We start from the raw sequence: 4,240 nt of genomic DNA on the forward strand, positions 1-4,240 counted from the left end.
GCGCGGCCCCCGGGTCGCGCCTGTGGGCGGTGGTCAAGGCCAACGCCTACGGCCACGGCGTGGCGCGCGTATGGAGTGCGTTAAGCGCGGCGGATGGTTTCGCCTTGCTCAACCTGGAAGAGGCGATCCTGCTGCGCGAGCAGGGCTGGAAAGGCCCGATCCTGCTGCTGGAGGGCTTCTTCCATGCCGATGAGCTGGCGGTGCTGGATCAATATCGTTTAACCACCAGCGTCCACAGCAACTGGCAGATTAAGGCCCTGCAGCAGGCGAAGCTGCGCGCGCCGCTGGATATCTATCTCAAGGTGAACAGCGGCATGAACCGGCTGGGCTTTATGCCTGAGCGGGTCCACACCGTCTGGCAGCAGCTGCGGGCGATAAGCAACGTCGGCGAGATGACGCTGATGTCGCACTTCGCGGAGGCGGAGAACCCGCAGGGAATTGTCGAGCCGATGCGCCGTATCGAACAGGCGGCGGAGGGGCTGGATTGCCCGCGCTCGCTGGCCAACTCGGCGGCGACCCTCTGGCATCCGGAAGCGCATTTTGACTGGGTTCGTCCAGGCATCGTGCTGTATGGCGCGTCGCCTTCCGGGCAGTGGCAGGACATCGCCAACACCGGGCTGAAGCCGGTGATGACGCTGCGCAGCGAGATCATCGGCGTGCAGAACCTGCGTCCCGGCGAGGCGATTGGCTATGGCGGCCTGTACCGCACCACCCAGGAGCAGCGGATCGGCATCGTCGCCTGCGGCTATGCCGACGGCTACCCGCGAGTGGCGCCGAGCGGCACGCCGGTGCTGGTGGATGGCGTACGCACCACTACCGTGGGACGCGTATCGATGGATATGCTGGCGGTCGATTTAACGCCTTGTCCGCAGGCCGGGATCGGCGCGCCGGTCGAGCTGTGGGGCAAAGAGATTAAAATCGACGACGTGGCGGCCAGCAGCGGCACCGTCGGCTATGAGCTGATGTGCGCCCTGGCGCCGCGGGTGCCAGTTGTGACCCTGTAACCTATTCCGGGGCGGATCACTCCGCCTCGTCTTCCGCGACCCGCACCCCAACCTTCAGCACGTGATCGTTCTCTTTTTCAGCTACCGTCCACACCATCCCGGCGAACTCCACCTGGTCGCCCACCACCGGCGCGGCGCCCAACAGCTGCTGCACCACTTCCCCGAGCGACTGCTGATGCTCGCGGAACTCCTCACCGCCGTCGAGACCGTAGATTTGCGCCACATCGGCGAAGCGGGCCTCAGCATCAAGAATGAAGTCGCCGAAAAAGCGCTGATCGAGCGCCACCGGCGGCGACTGGCTGAACATTTTGCCCAGCGCCGGCAGGTCGTGCTCCCGACCAATAACGCACAGGATATCGCCTTCCCGCAGGCGGGTGCTGCCGGTGGGGTGCAGCAGGACATTGTTGCGAAACAGCGCGGCAATCCGCGTCTCCGGTGGCATGTGCAAGTCGCGCAGCGCCGCGCCGATGCACCATTTATCGGCCCCCAGCTGGTAGACAAACTGCTCCCACGGGTTTTCCGGGTGAATATCCAGCCCGACGCGGGAGATGGGCCAGCTGATGGGCGGCACCACCACTTTGGCTTTTTTCGCCGCCCACGACAGCGAAGTGCCCTGCAGCAGCAGCGACACCAGCACCACGAAGAAGGCGACATTGAAGAACAGGCGGGCGTTGTCCAGGCCGGCCATCATCGGGAACACCGCGAGAATAATGGGTACCGCGCCGCGCAGGCCAACCCAGCTGATAAACACCCGTTCGCGCAGGTTAAAGCCGCGAAACGGCAGCAGGCCGGCAAACACCGACAGGGGCCGGGCAATGAATATCATCCACATCGACAGCAGCAGCGCCGGGATGGCGATCGGCAGCAGGTCGGAGGGCGTCACCAGCAGGCCCAGCACCAGGAACATGGCGATCTGCGCCAGCCACGCCAGGCCGTCGAAGTTCTGCAGGATGCCGTGCCGGTTGCGGATCGGCCGGTTGCCCAGCAGAAAGCCGCAGAGATAGACGGCGAGGATACCGCTGCCGTCGAGGGAGGTGGTGACGGCAAAAATCATGATCCCGCCGCTCAGCGCCAGCAGCGGATAGAGGCCGGCGGGCAGCACGATGCGGTTAATCATCTGCAGCAGCAGGTAGCCGCCGCCGAGGCCGATGGCGATCCCGAGGCCGAACTGCTGAATGATATGCACGGCGAACATCCAGCTGAGGCCGGTTTGGTGCTGCTGGATCATTTCGATCAGGGTGATGGTCAGGAAGACCGCCATCGGGTCGTTACTGCCTGACTCTATCTCCAGCGTCGAGCCGACGCGCTCGTTGAGCCCCTTGCCGCCGAGCAGCGAGAAGACCGCCGCGGCGTCGGTGGAGCCGACAATGGCGCCGATCAGCAGGCCTTCGATCAGATCCAGCTTGAACAACCAGGCCGCCATCATCCCGGTCAGCGCCGAGGTGATCAGCACCCCAACCGTCGCCAGCGACAGCGCGGGCCACAGCGCGACGCGAAAGGAGCTGGCCTGGGTGCGCATCCCGCCGTCCAGCAGGATCACCGCCAGCGCCAGGTTACTCACCATATAGGCGAAGGGGTAATTGTCGAAGGGGATGCCGCCGATGCCGTCAATGCCTGCCAGCATCCCGATGGCCAGAAAGATGACCAGAATCGGGATGCCAAGGCGCGAAGAAAAGGAGCTCAATAAGATACTGCAGGTTACTAAAACAGAACCCAGAATAAACAGACTAATGACCGCAGCGGCGTCCAATGTTCACGTACTCCCTGACTGGCGTGAAAAAATGGCTAAAAGTGACACTATTTTAACAATTCGCAGGGGATCCGCCTATGCGTTCGGGAAATTTATTCTGTCAGCACCGGATGGCCGCCGATCGTCAGGGTGGTGGCCGCCGCCTGATTCACCAGGCGCGCGCGGGCGCCCAGCGGCAGGGTCACCGTGCGCTGCTCGTGGCCAAACTCCAGTCCGCTAATCAGCGGCAGGGGGAGCTGCTGGCGCAGATAATCAAAGACCTGCGGCAAATCGTATCCCGCGTCATAGTCGTTCGGCGCGCTGCCGGTGAAGCTGCCGAAGATCACCGCTTTCTGCGCCGCCAGCACGCCGCTGTGCAACAGCTGAAGCAGCATGCGCTCGACGCGGAACGGGTGCTCGTTGATATCCTCCACCACCAGGATGCCGTCGCGGATTGCCGGTAGCCACGGCGTGCCGATAAGCGAGGTCAGCATCGCCAGATTTCCCCCCCACAGGGTGCCTTCCACCCGGCAGTTCGGCCCTTCGCCCGGCCATTCGAGGGTGAATTCCGGCTGGCGTAGCGCCTGCCAGAAATGGTGCTCGGTAAACGGGTCGAGGGTCTCCGCGCCGAAGTTGCCGGCGAGCATTGGCCCGCTGAAGGTGATGACGTTGCCCATGGCCAGCAGGCCTGACTGGATAGCGGTGAAATCGCTGTGGCCGCAAATCAGCAGCGGGTCGCGCTGCTGGCGGGCAACCAGTCCCTGCCAGTCGATATGCGGCAGCAGGCGACTGGCGCCGTAGCCGCCGCGCACGGCGAGGACGATCCGGTTGCGGCCGGGCAACTGGGCCAGCTGGTTAATATCGGCCAGCCGTTCATGTTCAGTCCCGGCGAAACGCTGCTGCCGGCGGGGAATGACCTGCTGGTGGGCCACCTCGTGTCCGGCCTGCTGCAGACGCTCGACGCCGCGGGCTGCCGCCTGCTGGTTGATGCAATACCCGGATGGCGCGACCAGATAAAACTGAGACATGATAATTCCTTGCTATGAATGAAAGGGTTATGATGCCGCCTGGAATGGCGATTGTCATCTCCAGGTGGCTAACTTCAGTCCGCACCCGTCATCCTTCAGGTTGTCGGCAGGCGGGAGATGTACCGCGGCCGTCGTTCTGTAGCATGATGGCGTTTGGGTAGATAAGGATAGATGTGTGAAATTGAGATGGTTGCTTATTTTAGTCGTTTTTCTGGCCGGTTGTAGTTCGAAACATGATTACACTAACCCGCCGTGGAACCCCGAGGTCCCGGTGAAGCGGGCGATGCAGTGGATGCCGATCAGTGAAAAAGCCGGCGCCGCCTGGGGCGTGGATCCGCAGCTGATCACGGCGATCATCGCCATCGAGTCGGGCGGTAATCCTGCGGTGGTGAGTAAATCCGGCGCCGTCGGGCTGATGCAGCTCAAGCCGTCGACCTCCGGGCGCGGTGTTTATTGGGGGGGGGGGGGGGGGGGGGGGG

At 63.4% G+C, this 4,240-nt stretch carries 4 protein-coding genes; 2 read left to right on the plus strand and 2 right to left on the minus strand.

What is annotated here, in order from left to right; all coding sequences use genetic code 11:
* Positions 1-1,004 (plus strand): catabolic alanine racemase DadX (gene dadX, locus HMPREF9538_RS20810; RefSeq protein ID WP_009484351.1); only part of this gene is annotated, 1,004 nt, incomplete at its 5' end.
* Between the two features lie 16 nt (positions 1,005-1,020).
* Here dadX and HMPREF9538_RS20805 read toward each other — a convergent pair.
* Both HMPREF9538_RS20805 and ldcA read right to left on the minus strand, forming a co-directional pair.
* Complete coding sequence (locus HMPREF9538_RS20805) at positions 1,021-2,754, minus strand: potassium/proton antiporter (protein WP_002910885.1); 1,734 nt, start codon at positions 2,752-2,754, stop codon at positions 1,021-1,023.
* 92 nt (positions 2,755-2,846) lie between these two features.
* Complete coding sequence (gene ldcA / locus HMPREF9538_RS20800) at positions 2,847-3,761, minus strand: muramoyltetrapeptide carboxypeptidase (protein WP_009484352.1); 915 nt, start codon at positions 3,759-3,761, stop codon at positions 2,847-2,849.
* Between the two features lie 175 nt (positions 3,762-3,936).
* On the opposite strand from ldcA, the gene HMPREF9538_RS0127115 reads away from it, so the two are divergent.
* Positions 3,937-4,240 (plus strand): transglycosylase SLT domain-containing protein (locus HMPREF9538_RS0127115; RefSeq protein WP_148671933.1); only part of this gene is annotated, 304 nt, incomplete at its 3' end.

It is taken from the genome of Klebsiella sp. MS 92-3, from assembly GCF_000195655.1.
Classification (GTDB): domain Bacteria; phylum Pseudomonadota; class Gammaproteobacteria; order Enterobacterales; family Enterobacteriaceae; genus Klebsiella; species Klebsiella pneumoniae.

Excerpts from the sequence above, each read along its gene's own strand:
- ldcA (WP_009484352.1), bottom strand. The coding sequence starts at position 3,761 with ATGTCTCAGTTTTATCTGGTCGCGCCATCCGGGTATTGCATCAACCAG.